Origin of the sequence: Pseudomonas sp. GV047 (assembly GCF_003058245.1) — a bacterium.
Lineage (GTDB): Bacteria > Pseudomonadota > Gammaproteobacteria > Pseudomonadales > Pseudomonadaceae > Aquipseudomonas > Aquipseudomonas marginalis.
Genome location: NZ_QCWA01000004.1, coordinates 105,379 through 127,039 on the forward strand (window position 1 = coordinate 105,379; position 21,661 = coordinate 127,039).

The 21,661-nt window shown below is 62.2% G+C and carries 23 protein-coding genes and 1 other RNA gene; 10 read left to right on the forward strand and 14 right to left on the reverse strand.

What is annotated here, in order from left to right; all coding sequences use genetic code 11:
• Nucleotides 1-70 precede the first annotated feature (70 nt).
• From C8K58_RS11560 to C8K58_RS11575, 4 genes are all read left to right on the forward strand, one after another.
• Nucleotides 71-1,237: a putative zinc-binding metallopeptidase gene (locus C8K58_RS11560; protein ID WP_108573735.1), complete on the forward strand. Its 1,167-nt coding sequence runs from the start codon at nucleotides 71-73 to the stop codon at nucleotides 1,235-1,237.
• Between the two features lie 146 nt (nucleotides 1,238-1,383).
• Nucleotides 1,384-1,480: signal recognition particle sRNA small type (gene ffs, locus C8K58_RS11565), an RNA gene on the forward strand.
• 243 nt (nucleotides 1,481-1,723) lie between these two features.
• The gene (locus C8K58_RS11570) at nucleotides 1,724-2,770 is read left to right on the forward strand and encodes an N-acetylmuramidase family protein (protein WP_065924756.1); all 1,047 of its coding nucleotides are present in this window, start codon (nucleotides 1,724-1,726) and stop codon (nucleotides 2,768-2,770) included.
• A gap of 1 nt (nucleotide 2,771) precedes the next feature.
• A complete protein-coding gene (locus C8K58_RS11575; protein ID WP_108573736.1) occupies nucleotides 2,772-3,359 on the forward strand; it encodes a hypothetical protein in 588 nt (195 codons plus the stop codon).
• Nucleotides 3,360-3,415: 56 nt separating this feature from the next.
• On the opposite strand, the gene C8K58_RS11580 is transcribed toward C8K58_RS11575, so the two are convergent.
• Together C8K58_RS11580 and C8K58_RS11585 are read right to left on the reverse strand one after the other, a co-directional pair.
• Nucleotides 3,416-4,318 carry a DUF2167 domain-containing protein gene (locus C8K58_RS11580; RefSeq protein ID WP_108573737.1) on the reverse strand — a complete coding sequence of 301 codons (903 nt, stop codon included), beginning with the start codon at nucleotides 4,316-4,318 and terminating at the stop codon, nucleotides 3,416-3,418.
• 61 nt (nucleotides 4,319-4,379) lie between these two features.
• Nucleotides 4,380-5,243 carry a LysR family transcriptional regulator gene (locus C8K58_RS11585; RefSeq protein WP_108573738.1) on the reverse strand — a complete coding sequence of 288 codons (864 nt, stop codon included), beginning with the start codon at nucleotides 5,241-5,243 and terminating at the stop codon, nucleotides 4,380-4,382.
• A gap of 102 nt (nucleotides 5,244-5,345) precedes the next feature.
• Between C8K58_RS11585 and C8K58_RS11590 the strand changes: the two genes are divergently transcribed.
• Nucleotides 5,346-6,305 (forward strand): DMT family transporter, encoded by a 960-nt coding sequence (locus C8K58_RS11590; protein ID WP_108573739.1) that lies wholly within the window; start codon nucleotides 5,346-5,348, stop codon nucleotides 6,303-6,305.
• Here C8K58_RS11590 and C8K58_RS11595 read toward each other — a convergent pair.
• Both C8K58_RS11595 and C8K58_RS11600 read right to left on the reverse strand, forming a co-directional pair.
• Nucleotides 6,219-6,590, reverse strand: coding sequence for a VOC family protein (locus C8K58_RS11595; protein WP_027603716.1), 372 nt, complete (start codon nucleotides 6,588-6,590; stop codon nucleotides 6,219-6,221). The genes C8K58_RS11590 and C8K58_RS11595 overlap by 87 nt on opposite strands.
• 54 nt (nucleotides 6,591-6,644) lie before the next feature.
• Nucleotides 6,645-7,406, reverse strand: a complete 762-nt coding sequence (locus tag C8K58_RS11600; RefSeq protein WP_027603717.1) for an ABC transporter substrate-binding protein — start codon at nucleotides 7,404-7,406, stop codon at nucleotides 6,645-6,647.
• Nucleotides 7,407-7,539: 133 nt separating this feature from the next.
• Here C8K58_RS11600 and dnaX point away from each other — a divergent pair, with 133 nt between their 5' ends.
• From dnaX to recR, 4 genes are all read left to right on the forward strand, one after another.
• Complete coding sequence (dnaX, locus tag C8K58_RS11605) at nucleotides 7,540-9,588, forward strand: DNA polymerase III subunit gamma/tau (protein WP_108573740.1); 2,049 nt, start codon at nucleotides 7,540-7,542, stop codon at nucleotides 9,586-9,588.
• Nucleotides 9,589-9,631: 43 nt separating this feature from the next.
• On the forward strand, nucleotides 9,632-9,970 hold the full coding sequence (locus C8K58_RS11610; protein ID WP_003193199.1) for a YbaB/EbfC family nucleoid-associated protein: 339 nt from the start codon (nucleotides 9,632-9,634) through the stop codon (nucleotides 9,968-9,970).
• 133 nt (nucleotides 9,971-10,103) lie between these two features.
• Nucleotides 10,104-11,138 (forward strand): NADP-dependent oxidoreductase, encoded by a 1,035-nt coding sequence (locus tag C8K58_RS11615; RefSeq protein WP_027603719.1) that lies wholly within the window; start codon nucleotides 10,104-10,106, stop codon nucleotides 11,136-11,138.
• A gap of 66 nt (nucleotides 11,139-11,204) precedes the next feature.
• A complete protein-coding gene (gene recR, locus C8K58_RS11620) occupies nucleotides 11,205-11,807 on the forward strand; it encodes a recombination mediator RecR (protein ID WP_027603720.1) in 603 nt (200 codons plus the stop codon).
• Nucleotides 11,808-11,885: 78 nt separating this feature from the next.
• Here the strand turns inward: recR and C8K58_RS11625 are convergent, their stop codons facing one another.
• On the reverse strand, nucleotides 11,886-12,434 hold the full coding sequence (locus C8K58_RS11625; protein ID WP_108573741.1) for an adenine phosphoribosyltransferase: 549 nt from the start codon (nucleotides 12,432-12,434) through the stop codon (nucleotides 11,886-11,888).
• Between the two features lie 79 nt (nucleotides 12,435-12,513).
• Nucleotides 12,514-13,248 carry a fumarate/nitrate reduction transcriptional regulator Fnr gene (gene fnr, locus C8K58_RS11630; RefSeq protein ID WP_027603722.1) on the reverse strand — a complete coding sequence of 245 codons (735 nt, stop codon included), beginning with the start codon at nucleotides 13,246-13,248 and terminating at the stop codon, nucleotides 12,514-12,516.
• A gap of 151 nt (nucleotides 13,249-13,399) precedes the next feature.
• On the opposite strand from fnr, the gene C8K58_RS11635 reads away from it, so the two are divergent.
• Entirely contained in the window at nucleotides 13,400-13,867 is a 468-nt protein-coding gene (locus tag C8K58_RS11635; RefSeq protein ID WP_092355340.1) for a hypothetical protein, read from the forward strand.
• Here C8K58_RS11635 and hemN read toward each other — a convergent pair whose 3' ends face one another.
• From hemN to C8K58_RS11675, 8 genes are all read right to left on the reverse strand, one after another.
• Entirely contained in the window at nucleotides 13,868-15,250 is a 1,383-nt protein-coding gene (gene hemN, locus C8K58_RS11640) for an oxygen-independent coproporphyrinogen III oxidase (RefSeq protein WP_027603724.1), read from the reverse strand.
• 102 nt (nucleotides 15,251-15,352) lie between these two features.
• On the reverse strand, nucleotides 15,353-16,036 hold the full coding sequence (locus C8K58_RS11645; RefSeq protein ID WP_027603725.1) for a sulfite exporter TauE/SafE family protein: 684 nt from the start codon (nucleotides 16,034-16,036) through the stop codon (nucleotides 15,353-15,355).
• On the reverse strand, nucleotides 16,029-16,247 hold the full coding sequence (gene ccoS / locus C8K58_RS11650) for a cbb3-type cytochrome oxidase assembly protein CcoS (protein ID WP_027603726.1): 219 nt from the start codon (nucleotides 16,245-16,247) through the stop codon (nucleotides 16,029-16,031). Before ccoS ends, C8K58_RS11645 begins: the two co-directional genes overlap by 8 nt.
• A 22-nt stretch (nucleotides 16,248-16,269) precedes the next feature.
• On the reverse strand, nucleotides 16,270-18,720 hold the full coding sequence (locus tag C8K58_RS11655; protein ID WP_108573742.1) for a heavy metal translocating P-type ATPase: 2,451 nt from the start codon (nucleotides 18,718-18,720) through the stop codon (nucleotides 16,270-16,272).
• Between the two features lie 8 nt (nucleotides 18,721-18,728).
• Nucleotides 18,729-19,268, reverse strand: coding sequence for a FixH family protein (locus C8K58_RS11660; RefSeq protein ID WP_065924741.1), 540 nt, complete (start codon nucleotides 19,266-19,268; stop codon nucleotides 18,729-18,731).
• 15 nt (nucleotides 19,269-19,283) lie between these two features.
• Nucleotides 19,284-20,711, reverse strand: coding sequence for a cytochrome c oxidase accessory protein CcoG (gene ccoG / locus C8K58_RS11665; RefSeq protein WP_027603729.1), 1,428 nt, complete (start codon nucleotides 20,709-20,711; stop codon nucleotides 19,284-19,286).
• A 207-nt stretch (nucleotides 20,712-20,918) separates the two neighbouring features.
• Nucleotides 20,919-21,329, reverse strand: coding sequence for a type II toxin-antitoxin system VapC family toxin (locus C8K58_RS11670; RefSeq protein ID WP_065924739.1), 411 nt, complete (start codon nucleotides 21,327-21,329; stop codon nucleotides 20,919-20,921).
• Entirely contained in the window at nucleotides 21,329-21,583 is a 255-nt protein-coding gene (locus tag C8K58_RS11675; protein ID WP_108573743.1) for a type II toxin-antitoxin system Phd/YefM family antitoxin, read from the reverse strand. The genes C8K58_RS11670 and C8K58_RS11675 overlap by 1 nt, the downstream gene beginning before the upstream one ends.
• Between the last annotated feature and the right edge of the window lie 78 nt (nucleotides 21,584-21,661).

Sequence of the window (21,661 nt, forward strand, 5' to 3'; positions counted from 1 at the left end):
GCCCTTGAAGAAAGTGGAACGATCCTGAGTCCCAGATGATCTAGTCTCAGTCACCCAGGGAGAGATCGCCATGTTCCGCTACTTCGAGCAACTCAGTTCGCGCATCGCCGCACCGTTCATGGCCGAAACCTCGCGCAACGGCAAGGTGTGGCAGTGCCGGTGCGGGCAAGCGCTGTTCTTTCGCAACAGCCAATGCCTGGCCTGCCACGCGGTGCTGGGCTATCAACCGCAGCAAAGCCGCTTGTCCTCCTTGCAGCCTGGGCCCGTGGAAGGCACCTGGCTACAGGACGACAACCTCGATGCAGGCGCCTTCCGCCGCTGTGCCAACCTCGACACCCCGGCGGCCTGCAACTGGCTGATTCCCGCCCACAGCACCGCACCGCTGTGCGTGGCGTGCAGCCTCAACCGCACCATCCCCGACCTGTCGATCCCGGAGAACCCTGAGCGCTGGCGCAAGGTGGAGACCGCCAAGCGTCGGCTGGTGGCGCAGTTGATCAGCCTGGGCCTGCAAGTGGTGCCCAAGAGCGTCGACGAGGACAGCGGCCTGGCGTTCGACTTCGTCGGCATCGACTTGGAAGGCAACGCGCCCATGACCGGGCATGCCAACGGCCTGATCACCCTCGACATCAAGGAAGCCGACGACGCCCACCGCGAAAAAATCCGCGTGCAGATGCGCGAACCCTATCGCACCTTGCTGGGCCACTTTCGCCATGAGGTCGGTCACTATTACTGGGATCGCCTGATCGCCAACAGCCACTGGCTGGAGCCTTTTCGCAACCTGTTCGGCGACGAACGCGCCAGTTACGCCGACGCCCTCGATCAGCACTACCAGAACGGCCCACGCCCCGACTGGCAGCAAACCTGCGTCAGTGCCTACGCCACCATGCACCCCTGGGAAGACTGGGCCGAAACTTGGGCCCACTACCTGCACATGATGGACGCCGTCGACACCGCCCTGGGCTTTGGCATGAGCGCCCGTGAGATGGACCTGGATTACCAGCCATTCCCACTCACCACTCTCTACGACCCCGAACATCCCGGCGGCGTGGCATTCCTGTCCTTCGTCAACGCCTGGATCGAACTGGCGGGCATGCTCAATGAACTGTCCCGCGCCATGGGCCAGCCGGACTTCTACCCATTCGTGCTGCCACCGGCGGTGATCGCCAAGCTGCACTTCATCCACCTGGTGATCCAGGAAGAGGGTGGCCGGGCGGACGAGGTGTTGCAGGCACAATGATGAACCCCTGTGGGAGGGGATGCTGACGGCCATGGCAAGTGCTTGAACCCCTTCATATTTTTAATCCGTCGCCAACGGTTGTAACTTCCGATGAGATCGGTACAATGGCCCCGCTTGCCGAGAGGCCAGCGTCGTTATGGTGACCCCATCGGTCCCCCCGCAACGATTACCCGTGAACCTGGTCAGAGCCGGAAGGCAGCAGCCACAGCGGGAACATTGTGTGCCGGGGTGTGGCTGGTGGGGTTGCCTCCATAGCGCTCTTCCTTGCAGTCCCCCTTCGATTCAAATCCAAATCACCTGTTTTCAGTCAACTGCCGATGTTTTATTGCGCGGTCGATGATGGTTGTTTCACAACTTTCCAACACCCCTCTGGACAACCCCAAACCGCCTTGTTAGTTTCCGCCGGCCACTTGTTACAGAGTATGACGAGGGCGCCGACTTGATATTGAAGTGCCATCACTTCTTTAACTAACAAGGATGTCTGTGATGAAAAGCCTGCAAGGGTTACCCCGTCTTATCAGTGCTTCGGTAGGTGCGCCGGGTAAAGCCCGCAACTTGCCCGCCGATGTGCAGTGCATCCAGTATTTATTCAATCTGATCATTCCCAAGATGGGTTTCCCGCTGGCCGAAAACGGCAAGTGCGATGGCCAGTTGGTGCAGTGCATCAGCCAATACCAGTTTCGCCACCTCAAGTATGCCCATCCCGATGGTGTGGTCGACCCCACCGGTCGTACGTTCAACAGCCTGATCGAAGAAGCGGTGAAGGTGCCGGTGAAGGCCTTTCCGACGATGCGCATCCCGAGTTTTCTCAATGCATTCGGCAACAACCAGGGCGATGCGGTGCAGGCCACGGTCAATGTGTACCTGGACCGCATGCGCGCGATGATCGAGGCCGAGCGGCGTAACCGGCAATTGATGCTCCAGGCCACGTGCGACGGGGGCATGACCCTCAGTGAAACGGATTTCCAGAATGCTGCCACGCAGTTGGGCAGCGGTATTTCGGTGAATATCATCAAGGCCTTCGCCACCGTGGAATCAGGTGGGCGTTCCGGGTTCGGGCCGGCCAAGTTGCCGGTGATCGCGTTTGAAGGGCACTTGTTTCGCAAGTACACCAAGCACATCTACGACCAGGCGCACCCGCTGCTGTCCTACCCCTACAAGAAAAAGGCCGGGCCGCAGTGGCAGGCCAATAACAAGGACCAGGCCAAGGCTTGGGAAACCATGGCCACCGCCTTTGCCCTGGACCAGGAAGCGGCCCTCATGTCGGCGTCGTGGGGCATGTTCCAGATCATGGGCTTTAACTTTGCCTCGTGCGGCTACAAGACGGTGTTTGAGTTTTCGGCAGCACTAAAGGTGAATGCCGGTAACCAACTAAAAGCCTTCCTCGGTTTTTGCAGCAAGAGCCCGGCATTGATGAAGGCCATGAAAGCCAAGGATTTTACCGGCATGGCACGTAACTATAACGGCGAGGACTACGGCAACTACGACGTCCTTATGCAAAAAGCCTACGAAAAACTTGAAGGGAAAAAATAGGATGATCCGTTTTCTAGCGATAGGTGTGTTGTCGTTGTGCGCCGTGGGCCCTGCCTTGGCCGGTTCGGCCGCGTTGCATTCGGGCAAGTACGAAGGGCTGATGCTGGCGGTGACGCCGGAGCATCAGGTCGAAGGGTTCTATTCGGAAGCCATGGGCGAGGGCGTCACCCGCCGTTGCGCGTTTTACCTGCAAGGCAAGCCTGAGGCGCTCACCACGTGGCTTGACGAGGCTCATCCCGGCAGCCTGGCGCCTTCGTCCGATGGCGTGACCCTGACGGTGGAAGAGGGCCGCCAGCACCCCGGCTGCCTGAATGTGCTGATGCCGGAGATTGCCACCGGCCTGGACCTGACCCAGACCGCCAGCAAACAATGGATCGGCCTGGTGACGGTGTCTGCCGACAAGGCTTACCTGCTCAAGGCCCCAGGCGCCAAGGCCGCCAAGCGTCCGTATATCGTCAAGCGCGATGTGGTCGGTGTGCTGGCCTTCAAGGACGGTTGGGCCCAGGTCGAGTTCATCAATGACGACGACCGCTCGTTCAGTGGCTGGATCAGCCAGGATCAATACAGTCGACTGGTCGCGCCCAACTGAGTCATCCCAATCGCCGCAGTGTGCCGGGCACGCTGCGGCGTTTTTGTGCCTGGGGTTCAGGCCTTGCCGCGGTTGAACAGCTTGCGAATCACTGCGAGCAGCGCCACTACGCCGATCACCAGGAACTTCTTCGCAGCCAGCAGGAAGATACCGATCTTGGCAAATAGCCCGGCCTTGGCGGCGATCCCACCGGCAACCAGCGCGGCGAGGCCGTAAGTGGCAAGCTTGTCGGTTTTCGGGTTGAAGTCGGTATAGAGGTTGCCGTCGGTGAAGTTGGTAAAGGCCAGCACCTTAGGCAATTCCTGTTGGATGGTGGCCAGGTCGGCCATGGCGGCCACAGCGTTGAGTTCCAGTACGCCTTCACGGCCCAACACGCGGATGCTGTAGTTGAGGGTGTTCTGGTCGGCGTCGTCAGCCTTCAGTTCGCGGGCCCAATACATCTTGTGGGTGGTGTCGTCGTAGCGCGGTGGCTCGGCCCAGCCCAGCAGATGCAGGCCGGCGTAGCCTTGTTTCTGGCGTTCCTTGTTCTCTGCTTCGTCTTCTTCCTGCATTTGTTTGAGCAGGTCGGCGTAGTCGATTTTTGCCGCATCTTCGTCGGAGATGTGCCCATCTGCCTTGTAGCTGACGATCACGCCCCAACCGCGTTCCGACAATGGGCTGACGGCTTTGGGCACGATCATGCCCAGGGTCTTGAAGCCCGGCGGGTTGCCCCAGCCATCGGTGAGCAAGCGCTCGGTATCGGCGGGGTCGAGGTAGTAGAACTCGTCGGTGAGCTTGAGGGTGGCGATGCCGCTGGGCAGGGTGACCGTGCCGGTCTTTTGGTTGAGTGACGCCAGAAAGTGCTCGGCTGTTTCGGCGGGGGCACTGGTTTCAACGGGGGCAGGCGAGGCAGCAGCAACGGCAGGCGCGGCAGGCAGGCTCAGAGCGGCCGCCGCCAACACCAGGCGGAAGTAATTCATGGTAGTCCCTTACATTTTGAATTAATTTCGCTGGAGGATAACCGAAACAACATGTTGCGAGTTAGTCAAAAGTCTCCCGCAACAGCTCGGCAAATGCGTCCCTGGCCAGATGCCGCTGGGTGTCCTTGTGCCAGAACAGCAGGTTATCCACCGCCGCCAACTCTTCAAATCGATAAGACGCCAGCTGGTTGGCCTGCTCATAGCGGGCCAGGATCCCTTCCGGCGCCAACGCCACGCCAATCCCCGCGCTGACGCAGCCGATGATCGTGCCCCAGCTGGCATAACTGGCGATGGTCGGCTTGAAGTCATGGGGCTTGACCCAGTTTTCCAGGGCTGCGCGATAGGGGCAGCCGAGTGGCCATACCAGCAGGGTGCGGCCGGCGAGGTCCTCGGCGCCACTGATGGGGGCGCTGGACGCGCTGGCGATCAGCACCAGGTGTTCGCTGTAGACCACGCTGTGTTCGAGCTTGGTGCGTTTGTTGCCGGCGGCCACCAGCGCCACGTCCAGGCGGTGGTGTTGCAGGTCGTCGAGCAACGGGCCCCAGGCGCCGGTCACCAGTTCCAGGCTGACATCGGGGTAGCGCCGATGATACTCCGCCAGCAGGGGCGGCAAGCGCCCGCTGGCGCTGGACTCCACCGCGCCGATACGCAAGGTGCCACGGGGAATCGCATTGGCGTCCACGGCGCGTTTGGACTCATCCACCAGCGCCAGGATGCGCTCGCAGTAATCCAGGAAAATCTCACCGGCGGCACTGATGGCCAGTCCACGTCCGGCGCGGATGAATAGCGGTGTGCCCAGCTCGCCTTCCAGCTGCTTGATGCGCGTGGTGATGTTGGACGGCACGCAATGCAGCAGCACGGCCGCCTGGGCCACGCTGCCGGTTTGTGCCACCGCTCGCACCATTTTCAGTTGGGCCAGTTCCATTGCTCAGTTCCAGTGATTGCAGAAGTCAGAAACGGTTAATTGTCCTGCGCCTTGCCCGGGCCAAGACTGACGGCACTCCTTCCCGGTTTCTGGACGCCATCGATGAATACCCCTTCACCTGTAAAGCTTACGCTAGTCATCGCCAGCGTCATCCTGTGTTGGGCCTATTCGCCGATTGGCGTGCACGTCGGGCTGCACAGCTACAGTCCCGGCCAATTGGCATTGCTAAGGTTTTTGATTGCCTCGCTGTTCATGGGTGGTGTGGCACTGGTGATGGGCATCGGCCGGCCGCGCCTGCGGGATGTTCCGTGGTTGCTGGTGCTGGGGTTCTTCGGCGTGTTCCTGCATCACACCAGCCTCAACTATGGGCAGCAATGGGTAACGGCAGCGGCGTCCAGCGTCCTGGCGCAGTCGGCGCCGTTGTTCAGTGTGCTGATCGCGTTTTTCTGTCTGAAGGAACGGGTCAGTGCCTGGCGCTGGGGCTGCGTCTTGCTGGGGCTGCTCGGCGTGCTGGTGGTGATCTGGGGGGATCAGGGGCTGGGTGAGATCGACCCGCGTGGCTTGTCGATCCTGCTGGCGGCGGTGTCGTGGAGCGTGTACTTCGCCCTGCAGAAACACTATGCCCACCGCTACAGTCCGCTGACCATGGCGTGCTACATGGTGTGGGCGGGCACCCTGATGCTGTGTGTGAACCTGCCGGGCCTGCCGGCTGCAGTGGTGCAGGCGCCGTTGGCGGAGAACGTGGCGGTGCTGGTACTTGGCATTTTTCCCAGCGCTTTGGCGTATCTGGCCTGGGGGTATGTGTTGAAGCATGTGGAGGTCAGCCGCGCGTCGGTGGCGATGTACCTGATCCCGCCGGTGGCGATGGTGATGGCCGCGACGTTGCTGGGCGAGCACATTGCCGTGCAGGTGATGCTGGGCGCTGTGATCGTGCTGGCCAGCGTGGCGGCCATCAGCCTGGAGGGGCGCTGGCGGTCAGTCGTTCAGGCTAAACGCGCGCAAGCGGTGGCCGTCGAGGTCCTGGGCGACGAAGGTGTAGCCGAAGTCCATGGGCGTCGGTGACTGGACAATGATGGCGCCCCGTTCTGCCCATTGGTCGTGCAACGCGTCCACGGCGGCCATGTCGGGCAGCGAGAAGCCCACTTCACCGCCACCGCCTGTGAACCGGGCTGCCGGCTCGACGGTATGACGCGACCACAGCCCGAGCTTTACCCCATTGTCCAGAATGAACAGGGCAAAGGTCGGGTTCAATTCGACCGGCGGCTTGCCCAGCAGGCGGCTATAGAAATGGGCACTGGTGGCCGGGCTGTCGACGTACAGCAGGAAGTAATGGGCGAGGGTGTTCATGTGGGCTCCTTGAGAACGGGCGTGGTGTGGCGCCGAGTCTATAAGGAGTGCCTGTCAGTTTTTGTCAGGAGCGTGCAGGGGGACCGGGTCTTCGCCAGTGTATAGCTTGATGATGTCGTCGATTTCGCCGGACATTTTCATCCGCAGCAAAGTGCGCAGGATCTTTTGGGCCGGCACGTCGGGATCGTTGCGCACGATGCAGCCGAGGTTTTGCTCCTCAATCAGCGCAACTTTGTGCAAGCGCTGGCTGATTGGCATTTTCTGGTTGAAACGGTCGACGATCCATTCATTGCTCACTGCGTAGTTGAATCGCCCCGCCACCAGCTTGTGCAGCACCTGTTCTTCGCTGCGGGCGTCGTCGCGGGTTAGTTGGCCGTTGGCAAACAGTGGGTCGAGGGCGCCATAGCGATAGTTGAGCACCGTGCCGATCGGCTGGGGTGTCAGCTTGAGCACCTGCACCGGCTGGTTGCGCACACTGACCAGCACATTGCGCTGCACCATTAAAGGCAAGCTCCAGATGTAGTCGCCGGACAGGTTGTCGACCCACGCCTGGGTGACATAACAGCGCACATCAATATCCCCGTGCCCCATGGCTGTGGCGATACGGGCGCGGGCCAGCACGTGGAATTCCGCCGGCTGGCCAACCTGGGTGGCCAGGCTCAACATCAAATCATACAAAATCCCCTGTGTAGGCCGGCCGTTCTCCACCTGCACCATGGGCATCGCCCAACTGTCGGAAACCGAGAAACGCAGCGGTGCAGGCGCCGCCAGGCAAGCCGTGGTCATCATCCATAAAGCGCCCAGGACTACGCGCATACACTCTCCGGGTTCAGGCCTTTTCGGGGCCAGTCAGCAGAGCTTAGTCAGATTAGGCGAGCGTGCCGGATGCAATTTCCCCCTTGCTCCGCTAGCATTACCCGCTTCCGCTTCCCAGTTGCGACGGTTTTCGATGAGTTATCAGGTTCTTGCACGTAAATGGCGTCCGCGCTCGTTCCGCGAAATGGTCGGCCAGACCCATGTGCTCAAGGCTCTGATCAATGCCTTGGACAGCCAGCGGCTGCACCACGCCTACCTGTTCACCGGTACCCGTGGAGTGGGCAAGACCACCATTGCGCGCATCATCGCCAAATGCCTGAACTGTGAAACCGGTATCACTTCGACGCCCTGCGGCACCTGCTCGGTGTGCCGCGAGATCGACGAAGGGCGTTTCGTCGACCTGATCGAGATCGACGCCGCGAGCCGCACCAAGGTCGAAGACACCCGCGAGCTGCTCGACAATGTGCAGTACGCGCCCAGCCGTGGCCGCTTCAAGGTCTACCTGATCGACGAAGTGCACATGCTTTCCAGCCATTCCTTCAACGCCTTGTTGAAAACCCTGGAAGAGCCGCCGCCCTACGTCAAATTCATCCTGGCCACCACCGACCCGCAGAAACTGCCTGCAACGATCCTGTCGCGGTGCCTGCAGTTCTCCCTGAAGAACATGACCCCCGAGCGCGTGGTGGAGCATTTGACCCACGTGCTGGGCGTCGAGAACGTACCGTTCGAAGACGACGCACTGTGGCTGCTGGGCCGCGCCGCCGATGGCTCGATGCGCGATGCCATGAGCCTCACCGACCAGGCCATTGCCTTTGGTGAAGGCAAGGTCATGGCCGCCGATGTGCGCGCCATGCTCGGCACCCTGGACCACGGCCAGGTGTTCGACGTGCTGCACGCGCTGATCGAGGGCGATGCCAAGGCGTTGCTCGAAGCCGTGCGCCACCTCTCGGAGCAAGGCCCGGACTGGAACGGCGTGCTCTCGGAAATCCTCAATGTGCTGCACCGCGTTGCCATCGCCCAGGCATTGCCGGAAGGTGTCGACAACGGCCATGGCGACCGCGACCGCGTGTTGGCCCTGGCCCAGGCGTTGCCGGCCGAAGACGTGCAGTTCTACTACCAGATGGGCCTGATCGGTCGTCGCGACCTGCCTTTGGCGCCCGATCCGCGCGGAGGCTTCGAGATGGTCCTGCTGCGGATGCTGGCCTTCCGGCCGGCGGATTCGGCAGACGCACCGAGACAGCCGCTAAAGCCAGTGGGGATCAGCCAGGCCACAGTTGATTCCGCCAAACCAGTGGCTGGCGCGGCGGTGGTCGCGCCAGTGGTTGCTGCCCCTGTTGCGCCGGCGCCTGAGCCGGCACCGGTAGTGGCGGCAGCGGTGGTTGAGCCGGAACCGGTTGTCGAGCCCGAGCCTGTCGTCGACCTGCCCTGGAATGACCCGGTAGACGCTGAGGTCGAGGTCGAACAGCAGCCCTATGTCGAGCCTGTCCTGGAAACCGTCGGTGAGCAGCCCGAGCTGACGCCGATGCCTGCGCCGACGCCGGACAGCGTGGTACCGGCCGCCCCCGAGTGGGTGTCGGCCCCGGTTCCCGAGCCGACTGTGGCCCAGGTCGAAGCCGCAACCCCGGGCATCGACCTCGACGACGAACCGCCGCTGGACGAAGACTACATCGAGCCGGACATGGATTCGGCCTACAGCTACCTGGACGATCTGGCCAGCGAGCACACCGCCGAGCCGGCCCCGGAACCCGAGGTGGAGCCCGCTGCGGCACCGGCCACCGGCCTGGCCCTGCAATGGCTGGAGCTGTTCCCGAAACTGCCGATTTCCGGCATGACCGGCAGCATCGCCGCCAACTGCACCCTGATCGCCATCGACGGCGACCACTGGCTGTTGCACCTGGACCCGGCCCACAGCGCCCTGTTCAACGCGACCCAACAGCGGCGCCTCAACGATGCCCTGAACCAGTACCATGGGCGCACGCTGACCATCGCCATCGAGTTGATCAAGCCCGAGCAGGAAACCCCGGCCCAGGCCGCGACCCGCCGGCGTATCAACCGCCAGCGCGAGGCTGAGGACTCGATCCACGGCGATCCGCTCATCCAGCAAATGATGCAGCAGTTCGGTGCGGTCGTTCGCCAAGATACAATTGAACCTGTCGAAGCCCCGGTGCCCCAGTCATCCTGACACCGGGCTATTCATTGATCCACGTACTTTTGAGGTGATTCCCATGATGAAAGGTGGCATGGCCGGCCTGATGAAGCAGGCGCAGCAGATGCAGGAAAAGATGGCCAAGATGCAGGAAGAGCTGGCCAACGCCGAAGTCACCGGTAAAGCCGGTGGCGATATGGTCAGCGTGGTGATGACCGGTCGTCACGACATCAAGCGCGTGAGCATCGACCCAAGCGTATTGCCAGGCGTGGGCGAAGATGACCTGGAAATGCTCGAGGCGTTGTTCGCCGCGGCCGTCAACGACGCCGTGCGCAAGATCGAAGCCAACAGCCAGGACAAAATGTCCGGCGTGACTGCCGGCATGCAACTGCCACCGGGCATGAAGCTGCCGTTCTGATCGCCAGGCTTTAGCTAGACTCCAATGCCAGGCCTTGTGCCTGGCATTTTTGTTTGTGCCAATCCAATCGAACCCTGGCGCGGCACCCATGGTCTGCACCCTATACCGATAGATTCGATCAAGGAGCCCCTTCATGCCTCACGAACCGACATTGAACCAGCGCATTGTCCTGGTCTCACGCCCTCAAGGCGCACCCACGCCGGAAAACTTCCGCCTGGAACGGGTGACCTTGCCGGAATTGGCAGACGGCCAGGTCCTGCTGAAGACGCTCTACCTCTCCCTCGACCCTTATATGCGCGGGCGCATGAGCGACGCACCGTCCTACGCCGCACCGGTGGAAATCGACGAGGTGATGACCGGCGGGGCTGTCAGCCGTGTCGAGCAATCGCGTAATCCGAAATTCGAGGTGGGTGATCTGGTCGTCGGCGCCACCGGTTGGCAGAGCCACAGCATTTCCGACGGCCGCAACCTGATCCCGGTGCCCAATGGCCTGGCCAGCCCGTCCATGGCCCTGGGGGTGCTGGGCATGCCGGGCATGACCGCCTACATGGGCCTGATGGACATCGGCCAGCCGAAAGCCGGAGAAACCCTGGTGGTGGCGGCTGCCTCCGGCGCGGTGGGTTCGGTGGTCGGCCAGGTGGCCATGCTCAAGGGCCTGCGTGTGGTCGGGATTGCGGGCGGTGCCGAGAAGTGCCGCTACGTGGTGGACGAATTGGGTTTTGATGCCTGCATCGACCACAAGAGCGCAACCTTTGCCGACGACTTGGCCCAGGCCTGCTTCAAGGGCGTGGACATTTATTTCGAAAACGTCGGTGGCAAGGTGTTCGACGCCGTGCTGCCGTTGCTCAACCCCAAGGCGCGCATCCCCCTGTGCGGGCTGATCGCCGGCTATAACGCCCATGAAGCGCCCAGCGGGCCTGACCGCTTGCCGGCGCTGCAACGCACGTTGTTGACCAAGCGTGTACGGATCCAGGGCTTTATCGTGTTTGACGACTACGGTGATCGCCAGCCGGAGTTCCTCAGCGCCATGGCGCCGTGGGTACGCGACGGCAAGATCAAGTTCCGCGAAGACGTGGTCGAGGGCCTGGAGCAGGCGCCCGAAGCCTTTATCGGTTTGCTGGAAGGGCGCAACTTCGGCAAGTTGGTGGTACGGGTCGCGCAGGATTGAGCATTTGACGCTAATCCGAGGCGCGGGTATAAACCGCGTCTCGTTGTTTTGTCGGACCACTCGCCCATGAGCTTCAGCCCCCTGATTCGCCAACTGATCGATGCCCTGCGCACGTTGCCGGGTGTCGGCCAGAAAACCGCCCAACGCATGGCGCTGCAACTGCTGGAGCGTGATCGCAGCGGCGGTACCCGGTTGGCCCAGGCTTTGAGCCAGGCCATGACCGGGGTGGGCCACTGCCGCCAGTGCCGGACCCTCACCGAAGAAGAACTCTGCCCGCAATGCGCCGACCCGCGCCGCGATGACACGCTGCTGTGCGTGGTGGAAGGGCCGATGGATGTGTATGCGGTGGAGCAGACCGGTTATCGCGGGCGCTACTTCGTGCTCAAGGGCCATCTCTCGCCGCTCGATGGCCTGGGGCCGGAGGCCATCGGCATTCCGCAGCTGGTGGCGCGTATCGAGGAGCAGGGCACCTTTACCGAGGTGATCCTGGCCACCAACCCGACCGTAGAAGGTGAAGCCACCGCGCATTACATCGCCCAACTGCTGAGCAACAAAGGCCTGGTCACTTCGCGTATCGCCCATGGCGTGCCGCTGGGTGGCGAATTGGAGTTGGTGGACGGCGGCACGTTGGCGCATTCGTTCGCCGGTCGTAAACCGATCGCGCTCTGACGATCAGCGCAGGATCAAATGTGGGAGGGGCAGTGCGGCGAATCCACTTGCCCCTGATAACGTCAGTCCGCGCAGCCGTTACCGCTCGGTGAGGGCAAAGCGGGTCAGGCAAAACGTCGGGATGCCCATGTCTTCCAGGCGTTGCGAGCCGCCCAGTTCCGGCAGGTCAATGATCGTCGCCGCTTCAAAGATCTTCGCCCCCATGCGTCGCACCAGGTTGGCCGCCGCGATCAGGGTACCGCCCGTGGCGATCAGGTCATCGAACATCAGCACCGAATCACCTTCGCACAGGCTGTCGGCATGCACTTCGAGGAAGGCCTCGCCGTATTCGGTCTGGTAACCCTCGGACAGCACGTCAGCCGGCAGCTTGCCCTGCTTGCGGAACAGGATCAGCGGCTTGTTCAGTTGGTAGGCGATGATCGAGCCGATCAGGAAGCCGCGCGCATCCATCGCGCCGATATGGCTGAAATCGGCCTCGACATAGCGATGGGCAAAGGTGTCAGCCACCAGGCGCAGGGCCTTGGGCGATTGGAACAGCGGTGTGATGTCACGAAAGATCACCCCAGGCTTGGGGAAGTCGATGACGGGGCGGATCAGGGATTTGATGTCGAACGAATCGAAAGTCATCGTCGAAGAGTCCTGGGCGGAAAACGGACTCGAAGTATACCTGCGGCCTCACCGATTGGCGCGGCCGCACGCGTCTGCATCAGCCTTCCAAGGAACCACCGGCGAGTGCGCACAGCTGGATCGGGTCGAGGATGTGCACTTCCTTGCCTTCGGCGGCCAGCAGTTCGCTCTGCTGGAAGCGGGTAAACACACGGGATACGGTTTCCACCGCCAGGCCCAGGTAATTGCCGATTTCGTTGCGCGACATGCTCAGGCGGAACTGGTTGGCCGAGAAACCACGGGCACGGAACCGCGCCGACAGGTTGACCAGGAAGGTGGCGATGCGCTCGTCGGCGGTTTTCTTCGACAACAGCAGCATCATCTGTTGGTCGTCACGAATCTCGCGGCTCATCACGCGCATCAATTGACGGCGCAGTTGTGGCAATTGCAGGGCCAGTTCGTCCAGGCGCTCGAAGGGGATTTCGCACACTGAGGTGGTTTCCAGGGCCTGGGCCGACACCGGGTGAATCTCGGTGTCCATGCCCGACAACCCGACCAGCTCGCTGGGCAGGTGGAAACCGGTGATCTGCTCTTCGCCGCTGTCGCTCAGGCTGAAGGTCTTCAGCGCGCCCGAACGTACTGCATAGACGGAATCGAACTTGTCCCCCTGGCGAAACAGAAACTCGCCTTTCTTGAGCGGGCGACCGCGTTTAACGATTTCGTCCAGCGCATCCATGTCTTCCAGATTCAACGAAAGTGGCAAGCAGAGGGGGGCCAGGCTGCAATCCTTGCAGTGAGCCTGGCTGTGAGCGCGCAGTTTGACTGGCTCGGACATTTCTTAAATCCTTGTGGGAAAACACACATAAGACGTAAGGGTACCGCACTGGTGGGCAGTGAAGCCAGCCTGTACAAAAAACAGGCAACGGTATAAAGCTTTTTGTACCGTTGCCGATACAGTTGCATATCTACCCTTCGGAGCTCGGATCATGTCTGTTATCGCGGCTTACAACCCTGCCATCCGTGTACCCAGCGTGCAGGACTTGAAGCCCGCTGCCGAGGCCGAGGAAAAGCTGCCCGTGACCGCGCCGGCGCCTGAAACCAAGGTGATTGAAGGGGTGACGGTGACTATTTCCGCCGCAGCGTTCAAGGCGGCCGGGGCGCCCAAAAGCGCGAATGCCGATATCGACGACAGCGGCCTGGACGATAACGTCAAGGAGGTGCTGAAAATGATCCGCAAGCTGAAACAGCAGATCGCCGAGAAAATGGCTGAGCTTCAGGCGATCGCGGCAGACAAAAGCTTGACCCCGGAGCAGGCCCGGGCCAAGACCGCCAATGTGCAAGGCGCGATCAGTTCGTTGCAGGCAGGTTTGATGACGGCCCAGACCTCTCTGGCCAAAGCGATGAAGACCATGAGCGCCGATGACGCGCTCAAAGCCGCGTCGTTGTCGATGTAACTAGATCACCCGCGAAAACCGCTGCCGGTTCTGGTGCTCCAGGTACGCATCGAACACCATGCAGACTGAACGCACCAGCAGCCGTCCGGCGGGCAGCACGCGAATGCCTTGGGCATCCAGTTCGATCAGGCCGTCTTGCGCCATCGCCTCAAGTTGCGGCCAGACCTCGTCGAAATACCCGCGAAAATCGATGTTGAACGCCTGTTCGATCTGCTCGAAGGCCAGGCTGAACGTGCAGATCAACTGCTGGATCACTTCCCGACGTAACCGATCATCCGTGGTGCACAGCAAGCCACGGCTGGTGGCCAGTTGGGCGCTGGCCAGGGCGTTCTGATAGCCGTTCAGGTCACTGCTGTTCTGGCAATACAGGTCGCCGATCTGGCTGATGGCTGACACGCCGAGCCCGATCAGGTCGCAATGGCCGTGGGTGGTGTAGCCCTGGAAGTTACGTTGCAGCGTGCCTTCTTCCTGGGCAATGGCGAGTTCGTCGTCCGGCAGGGCGAAGTGGTCCATGCCGATATAGCGGTAGCCGGCCTGGGTCAGTTGCTCGATGGTGGTTTGCAGCATCAGCAGTTTGGATTCCGGCGATGGCAGTTCCTCGCTGTTGATCCGGCGTTGGGGCATGAAGCGTTCCGGCAGATGCGCGTAGTTGAACACCGACAGGCGGTCCGGCTGCAGCTTGATCACTTCCTCCACGGTGCGCGCGAAGTTGATCGGCGTCTGCTTGGGCAGGCCGTAGATCAGGTCGATATTGATCGAGCGAAACTGCAGGGTGCGGGCGGCGTCGATCACCGCGCGGGTTTCTTCCAGGCTTTGCAGGCGGTTGACCGCGCGCTGCACGTCGGGGTCGAGGTCTTGCAGGCCGATGCTCACCCGGTTGAAGCCGAGTTCACGCAGCAGGCCCATGGTCGCCCAGTCGGCTTCGCGCGGGTCGATCTCGATGCTGTAGTCGCCGGAGTCGTCGTCGAGCAGATTGAAGTGCTGGCGCAGGCTGCCCATGACCTGGCGCAGTTCGTCGTGGCTGAGAAAGGTCGGGGTGCCGCCGCCGAAGTGCAATTGCTCGACTGATTGTTTCGGGTCGAGGTGGCAGGCCACCAGCTGAATCTCCTGCTCCAGGCGTTGCAGGTAGGCCTGGGCGCGGCCACGGTCCTTGGTGATCACCTTGTTGCACGCGCAGTAGTAGCAAATATTCGCGCAGAATGGCACATGCACATACAGCGACAACGGTCGCGTGGCCTTGCGGCTTTCGCGCAGGGCGTGGAGCAGGTCGAAGGTGCCGACCTGGCTGTCGAATTGTACGGCGGTGGGGTAGGACGTGTAGCGCGGTCCCGCCAGGTCGTAGCGTTGAATCAGATGTGGGTCCCAACGAATGGCGTCGAGCATGCGGGCATTCCCCGGATAGGCTAGTGAGCCGAGTCTAGGGGCGTGGCCGGTAGGGCATCTTGATTTGCATCAACGGGGAGCGGCGCTATGCCACATAGCCTTTTAATGGCCCATCAGCCAGTGCTGGTGCGGACCTGGCAGGGTCCAGATACCGAAAATAATCACCAGCAGGCCCCCGGCCATACGCACGCTGCGCTTGCGCAATAACGCGGTCACGCGTTCGGCCGCCAACCCGGTCGCCAGCAGTACTGGCCATGTGCCTAAGCCAAAAGCCAGCATCAGCAGCGCACTGTCCAGCGCATTACCCTGGCTGGCGGCCCACAGCAGGGTGCTGTAGACCAGCCCGCACGGCAACCAGCCCCACAGCGCGCCCAGCAGCAGCGCGCGGGGCAGGCTGGACACCGGCAGCAAACGGTTGGCGACGGGCTGTATGCAGCGCCACAGGCCGCGCCCGAGGCTTTCGATGCGGGTGAGGCCGCTCCACCAACCGGCCAGGTACAGCCCCATGCAGATCAACAGCAACCCGGCGAGCACACGCATGAACAGGGCCGCCGGGCTGTTGGCCACCGCCCAGCCGGCGAGGCCGATCAATAACCCGGCGCTGGCATAGCTGAGGATGCGCCCCAGGTTGTACGCCAGCAGCAGGCGGAATCGACGGCTGCGTTGTTCCTTGGGAATCGCCAGGGTCAGCGCGCCCATCAGCCCGCCGCACATGCCCAGGCAATGGCCGCCGCCCAGCAGGCCGAGGATCAGCGCAGAGACCAGCAGCGGCGCCAGCTCAAGCATGGGGCGGGTCTTTGGGCACGGGCGGTTGCTCGGGGCCGTTGGCTTCGTCCACGGCCGCCAGGTGGTTGGGGTCCTGGTCGTCGAACAGCACGCTGTGGGCCGGGCCGTCGAGGTCGTCGTACTGGCCGCTGTCCACCGCCCAGAAGAAGATGTAGATGGCCACGCCCACTAACAGCAGCGCCGCCGGAATCATCACGTATAGAGCTGGCATCTGCACTCCATGCCCGCGCGGCTCAAGCCGGCAGCGGGCGGGTTACCAAAGGGGCGCTTCTGGCCTGCGCACTCGGCAGGCGAGTCAGGCGCAGGGCGTTGAGCACCACGGTCAACGAACTGAGGGACATGCCGATCGCTGCCCAGATCGGAGTGATCCAACCGAGGGCGGCAAACGGCAGCATAAGGCCATTGTACAGCCCCGCCCACAGCAGGTTTTCAATGATCACCCGACGGGTGCGTCGTGCCAGGGTAAAGGCCTGCACCAGGGCATCCAGGCGGTTGGACAGCAGCACCGCATCGGCGCTGGTCTTGGCCAGGTCGGTGGCCGAGCCCATGGCCACGCTGATGTCGGCGGCGGCCAGCACCGGCACATCGTTGACGCCATCGCCGAGCATCAGCACCTTGCGGCCTTCCTTGTGCAGTTGTTGCAGCACGTGGAGCTTGTCGTCTGGGCGCAGGCCGCCGTGGGCTTCATCGATGCCCAGTTCAGCGGCGACGCTGGCGACCATCGGCGAACTGTCCCCCGACAGCAGCAGCGTGCGCCAACCACGCGCCTTGCAGGCGGCCAGCAGGGCAGGGGCATCGCTGCGCAGGCGGTCGTCGAGGACGAACCAGGCCAGGGCACCGTCGCCGTCGCCCAGCAGCAGCCATTGGCCGTCATCCTCCGGAGCGGCGGGAGTCGGGCACCCACTGAGTGCACAAACAAACCCCGGCTGGCCGATGCGTAACTGGCGTGTGCCGACACGGCCCTCCAGGCCAAGGCCCGGGGAACTGAGCACCTCGTCGGCGGCCAGCGGCGCACGCCCGAAGGCGCGGGCAATCGGGTGTTCGGAGCGGTTTTCCAGGGCGGCGGCGAGGCCCAGGCATTCGTCACTGTTCAGAGTGGCCAGGGGCCGGATCGCTTTCAACGCCAGGCGGCCTTCGGTGAGGGTGCCTGTCTTGTCGAAGATCACCGTGTCGATCTGGTTCAGGCCTTCGAGCACATGGCCACGGGTCAGCAATAGCCCGAGCTTGTGCAGGGTGCCGGTGGCGGCGGTGAGGGCGGTCGGCGTGGCCAGGGACAACGCGCAGGGGCAGGTGGCGACCAGCATCGCCAGCACGATCCAGAACGCCCGCGATGAATCCAGCTCCCACCACAACAGGCCGATCACCGCCGCGGCAATCAGCGAACACAACAGGAACCACTGCGCGGCGCGGTCGGCGATCTGCGCCAGGCGCGGCTTCTCGGCCTGGGCCCGCTCCAGCAGGCGCACGATGGCGGACAGGCGGGTCTCATGGCCCAGGGCGCGCACTTCGACGGTCAACGCGCCTTCGACGTTCAGCGTGCCGGCAGTGACCGCATCCCCGGTTTGGCGCGGCAGCGGCAGGTACTCCCCGGTGAGCAGCGACTCATCGATGCTGGAGCGGCCGTCGAGGATCACCCCATCTGCCGGCAGAACCGCGCCCGGATGCACCAGCACGCGGTCGCCCAGCGCCAGTTCGCTCAAGAGAATACGTTCGCTCTGGCCGTCACCTTTGAGGCGCAGGCATGAGGCGGGCAGCAGGTTGACCAACTGCGCGGTGGCGGCGGCCGTGCGCTCCCGGGCACGGCGCTCCAGGTAGCGACCTGCCAGCAGGAACAGCGCAAACATGCCCACCGCATCGAAATACAACTCGCCCACGCCGGTGATTGCGGTCCAGATCCCGGCCAGGTAAGCCCCGCCAATGGCCAGGGACACCGACACGTCCATGGTCAGGTGACGCGTACGCACGTCGCGCATGGCGCCCTTGAAGAACGGCGCACAACTGTAGAACACGATGGGGGTGGTCAGAAACATCGCCACCCAGCGCAGGATCACATGCAGCTCGGGGCTCAGGTCGATATTGAATTCCGGCCAGGTGGCCATGGTCGCCATCATCGCCTGGAACCACAGCAGCCCGGCGACCCCCAGCTGGCGCAGGGCCAGGCGGTTCTCGCTGGCCAGTTGCTCGGCCGCACGGTCCGCTTGATACGGGTGGGCGGCATAGCCGATATGGCGCAGTTCACTGAGCAACTGGCTCAACGGCAATTGCCCGTCGGCCCAGCGCACCTGCAGGCGATGGTTGGACAGGTTCAGCCGCGCCTCGGCCACGGCGGGCAGGCTGCGCAGGTGTTTCTCGATCAACCAGCCACAGGCGGCGCAACTGATGCCTTCCATCAACAAGGTGGTTTCGGCGAGCTCGCCTTCATGGTGCACGAAGGGTTTTTGCACGTCGGCGCGGTCATACAGCGCCAGTTCGTCCACCAGTTGCACCGGCAGCGTCTCGGGGTTGGCCGAGGCTTCGCTGCGGTGCTGGTAATAGCTTTCCAACCCACCGGCCACAATCGCTTCGGCCACGGCCTGGCAGCCGGGGCAGCACAGCTCGCGGCGCTCGCCGAGGATCACGGCGGTGAAGCAACTGCCGGACGGGACGGGCAGGGCGCAGTGGTAGCAGGGGGTTGGGCTGGTCATGGGCGCTGCTATTTTTTCAGGTCTTCAGCACCCTGCAACGGTTCATCACCCAGCAGCAAATCCTTGTCGTGGCTGACTTCTTCTTCCTCGAACAGGCGCCAGGTCCTGTCGCCTTCCACGCCCAGCAATTCCACGAAGCGGCGGCCTTCGACCTTGTCGGTGACCTGGCCGATGTAGCGGCCCGGTTCGCTGTCGCTGCGGGTCAGGTTGATCTTGCGATCCTTCTCCGGCTGGGTCGGGGAGATGAGGTTCAGTTCCAGGGTGTTCGGGTTGCTGTAGCCGGTGAGTTGCAGTTCGACTTCGCCGGTCAGCTCATCCAGGTGCAGCTTGGCGCGCAGTTGCAGGGTCTGGGCCAACCGTTCGCGGTCCAGGGAGCGGTTGATGCCTTTGCCGGCCTCGTAGTAGTTGTCGTTGACCAGGTTGTCCGGGTTGTTCACCGCGATGGTCACCATGGACAAGGTCAAGGTCACCGAGCAGGCCAGGATCCCAATGATGATCCAGGGCCAGAGGTGCTTGTACCAGGGGCTTGCGGCAGTGGCTACGGGCATTGTTCAGTTCTCTCGTTATCGAACTTGTGGGCCGATGAATCGGCTCTTGGCTTCAACATGGACGCTGGCGTCATCGGCATCGGTGAGGATGAATTTCACCTCGTTGGTACTCGACGGCAGTTGCTCCGGCGCACTCGACAGCTCCACCGGCATGCTGACGATATCGCCCGCCGCCACTCTGATTTCACGTCGGCCTTGCAGCTTGAGGTCCGGCAGGCCGGCGGCGTCGAGCACGTAGGTGTGATCGCGCTGGTCCTTGTTCATGATCTTCAGGCTGTAGACGTTTTCGATGCGCCCTTCGGCGTTTTCGCGGTACAGCACGCGGTCCTTGCTCACGTCGAAGCCCACCAGCGAACGCATGAAGAACGCCCCGGCCAACAGGCTGATCATCGCCAGCAACACCAGGGCATAACCGATCAGGCGTGGGCGCAACTTGTGGGTTTTCTGCCCCGACAGGTTGTGCTCGGTGGTGTAGCTGATCAGGCCGCGCGGGTACTCCATCTTGTCCATGATGGTGTCGCAGGCGTCGATACAGGCGGCGCAACCGATGCACTCGATTTGCAGGCCGTCGCGGATGTCGATACCGGTAGGGCATACCTGGACGCACATCGTACAGTCGATGCAGTCCCCCAGGCCCTGGGCCTTATAGTCGGTGCCTTTTTTACGCGGGCCACGCACTTCGCCACGGCGTGGATCGTAGGAAACGATCAGGGTGTCCTTGTCGAACATCACGCTCTGGAAGCGTGCATAGGGGCACATGTAGATGCACACCTGTTCGCGCAGCCAGCCGGCGTTGCCATAGGTGGCGAGGGTGAAGAAGCCGACCCAGAAATACGACCAGCCGTCGGCCTGGCCGGTGAAGAAGTCGAACACCAGCTCGCGGATCGGCGAGAAGTAGCCGACAAAGGTCATGCCGGTGACAAAACCGATCAACAGCCACAGCGTGTGCTTGCTGAATTTGCGCAGGAACTTGTTGGCCCCCATGGGTGCCTTGTCCAGCTTGATACGCTGGTTGCGGTCGCCTTCGGTGACCTTTTCGCACCACATGAAGATCCATGTCCACACGCTTTGCGGGCAGGTATACCCGCACCACACGCGGCCGGCGTACACCGTGATGAAGAACAGGCCAAACGCGGCGACGATCAGGATGCCCGACAGCAGGATGAAGTCCTGGGGCCAGAAGGTCGCGCCGAAAATAAAGAACTTACGTTCCGGCAGGTTCCACCACACCGCCTGGTGGCCGCCCCAGTTCAGCCACACCGTGCCGAAGTAGAGCAGGAACAGGCCGGCACCGCCGAGCATGCGCAGGTTGCGGAAGAGGCCGGTGAAGGCGCGGGTGTAGATTTTTTCGCGCGAGGCGTACAGGTCGACAGTCTTGGTGTCAGCACTGCTGGCGTTTTTGGCAGGCGGGGTAACGTCATGTACCGGTATCTGGTTGCTCATCATTGCATCCCACGGCGGTGGAGATTTGCCTCGGCCAGTACGTGCCAACCGGGGTCAAATTAAGGGTCTTGCAGTGGCGTAATGATACGCCCCCGATGGTGCTCAAAGGGTGCGACCTTTGGTCGCGTTGGGGGAAATCAATTGATGGTGTACGTGACCTGGATCAATTGACTTGGGAAGTATGGACGGTTTTCGTGGAGGAAGCGGTCATTCGTCCCAAGGATTGATCAGTGGAACGCCGCTGGATTTGAAATCGCTGACGTTGCGCGTGACAACCGTGAGCCCATGCACCAGCGCGGTCGCGGCAATCAATGCGTCACTTTCATTGGCGCGGTCCGGCACATGCAAGTGTGCGCAACGCAACGCGACTGCAGCATCGACGGGCAGGATTCTGGCATCAAAGGCCGGCATCACATGACGCTTGAGCCAAGTTCGCAACACCTTCCCCTGAGCCGGGTCGCGCCGCTCAATGCGCAAGACCCCGGTTTCCAATTCTTTCAGGGTGATTGCCGAAATAAACATACGCGGTGCGCTGACACTTTTGGCCCAGGCGACCACGTTTGCATCAGCCTGGGGTTTACGCAGTTCAGAGATGACGTTGGTGTCGAGTAGATACATCAAGAGAGGTCCACGGGTCGATGAGTGATCACGGCACGTTCGGTTTCAAAGTCGATATCGGCCGCTTCCGGCATCACCAGCAGGTCAACGATGTTGGCATTGCGACCTGTCAGCTTTTGGTAGTCCTCAATGCTTAGCAGTACATGGGCAGGCTTGCCGCGATCGGTGATAAAAACCGGGCCTTGGCGAGCGGCTTTTTTGGCACCGCTTGTGTCTTGATTGAATTCGCGACTGGAAATGGTGGTGAAAGTCATGGTGCGCCTCCCCTGGAGCGGGTTGAATGTAGTTACGTTACTACTTGGCCTTGGTAAGCCACAAGCCTAAAGCTACAA